The sequence below is a fragment of the Rhodoferax sp. ZS1R8 genome, assembly GCF_056521325.1.
Genome location: NZ_JBWMBA010000022.1, coordinates 876 through 2,583, shown reverse-complemented (window position 1 = coordinate 2,583; position 1,708 = coordinate 876). Strand labels below are relative to the sequence as shown.

The 1,708-nt window shown below is 54.2% G+C and carries 2 protein-coding genes and 1 pseudogene; 2 read left to right on the top strand and 1 reads right to left on the bottom strand.

Translation table 11 applies throughout. The features are described 5' to 3' along the window. Positions 1-139, top strand: a pseudogene (locus AC097P_RS23285) (cytosine deaminase); the annotation flags it as partial. Positions 140-208: 69 nt separating this feature from the next. Here the strand turns inward: AC097P_RS23285 and AC097P_RS23280 are convergent. Continuing rightward, positions 209-1,378, bottom strand: coding sequence for an IS4 family transposase (locus tag AC097P_RS23280; protein ID WP_479612820.1), 1,170 nt, complete (start codon positions 1,376-1,378; stop codon positions 209-211). 69 nt (positions 1,379-1,447) lie between these two features. On the opposite strand from AC097P_RS23280, the gene AC097P_RS23275 reads away from it, so the two are divergent. Next, the gene (locus tag AC097P_RS23275; protein WP_479612819.1) at positions 1,448-1,576 is read left to right on the top strand and encodes a hypothetical protein; all 129 of its coding nucleotides are present in this window, start codon (positions 1,448-1,450) and stop codon (positions 1,574-1,576) included. Positions 1,577-1,708 lie beyond the last annotated feature (132 nt).

Sequence of the window (1,708 nt, the reverse complement as noted above, 5' to 3'; positions counted from 1 at the left end):
TGAGGCGATTCGGCTGCGGGCGACGCGGCTGCAGGTGTTCCGGCGCGGGAAGCGGGTGGCGCAGACTCCTGCGGCTACTGCGGCACTGGATTTGCCGGGGCGACCGCAGACGACTTCGTTGATGCATTCCGGGCGGTAGGCCATGTGAAGGCTCCATTTGCGCGGTACTTGTCAGAAGCTGAGACTATGAGCGTTCACTAGTGTCCGGTTAAAAGTCGAACAAAATCAACTGGTTACCGATAGGTGGTGGTGTGATTTGGGAGCGATCGGGCTGCAAGGCGCGTGACAGCTGGGTTTTCTCAAAAATTGAGACCGACAAAATCTGTAGACAAGTGTAAAGCGAGGCATCCAGGTGAAGTTCTTTTTTGACGATGGCGATCAGCACGTAGGTCGAGACGGCGCACCAGATTTTCGTCTTCACCGCGTTCTCGCTGGTTGCCAAAAATCGCTTGATGCGCAGATGCTGCTTGATCCACTTGAAGAACAATTCGACCTGCCAACGGCTTTTGTACAACGCAGCAATGGTCAAGGGTGGCAACGTCATGTTGTTGGTCAAAAACACCAGCGTCTTGCCCGACTCGGGGTCTTTGAATTTCACCCGGCGCAAATGTTCGGGGTAGTCCCGTCTGACGTAAAAGCCATTGAGTGCGATGCGCTGATCGCAGATCACACCGGTGGCTCTGTCTGTTGCACTCGAGTACACACGGCGGGCGTTCATGCCGCGTTTGGCGCGGGTGACGAAGAACGCGCCGCTCTGATGGAGTTTGAACAACCGAGCAAAATCCAGATAGCCCCGGTCCATGATGTAGAAGGCACCCGCCTCGACAGGCAAGATGTCGAGCACATTGACATCGCCGAGTTTGCCGTCGCTGACATGGATGAAAGCGGGGATTGCTCCTCTCAAATCGAGCAACGTGTGCATCTTCACAGCCGCCTTGGTCGATCGAAATGGTGCCCAGTCGAACAGACTCAAACACAAGTCGATGGTGGTGGAATCCAGCGCGTAGACGGTGGCATCGAGATCAACGCTCATGGGCTCTTTGACGTAGAGCTCCCTGGCCCTGGAAATCAGGCGCATGGCCAGCGCGTGATAAATGCGCCAGTCCCGCAGATTCAAGGCATCAGCCAAAGTCGAACGAGCGGGCACGTTCTTCAGGCCCATGTGAAACAGTTTGGCCTGATTGGAAGTGAGGCACACCTCGATGTCGCGCAGCGATTCGCGCCAGGTCAGTTGCGCAAACGCCATGATGCGAAACACATCGGCACAACTGAGCGTGCGAACGCCAGCGTCGCCGTTGTGGCGTTCAATGATGCGACCAAAAGTTTTCCATGGCACGTGCTCCATGACTTGTGCAAAAAGCGTCTTGCCGGTGTTCATGCGGTGCCCCAGGTAGTACAAACCTGCGAGCATCGCAAATACGCGAATCGTGCCGAACAAAGCACGCGAATGAAAACAATGGAATTAGTAAAAACCCGTGGTTTCTATCATTCCTATTTTTTCGAAATTCAAATCGTGGACACCCGAAAACCTGCGCAAACCCGCATTGATATTGGCTTTGCGGGCGATGGGCTCTGAATTAACCGGACAGTAGTGCTCGTAAATAGGTAGCAAACGATGGCGCGTTGCAGCGGTCACTTTGACAGAAACGAATAGCTCGGCAAACAGCTTGCGCTAATTGTTATGGCTTATATTCATCTTTCTCTCGGG

Bases quoted from the DNA above. Each gene is read 5' to 3' on its own strand.
- AC097P_RS23280 (WP_479612820.1), bottom strand. From the start codon at position 1,378: ATGAACACCGGCAAGACGCTTTTTGCACAAGTCATGGAGCACGTGCCA.
- AC097P_RS23275 (WP_479612819.1), top strand. From the start codon at position 1,448: ATGAAAACAATGGAATTAGTAAAAACCCGTGGTTTCTATCATTCCTAT.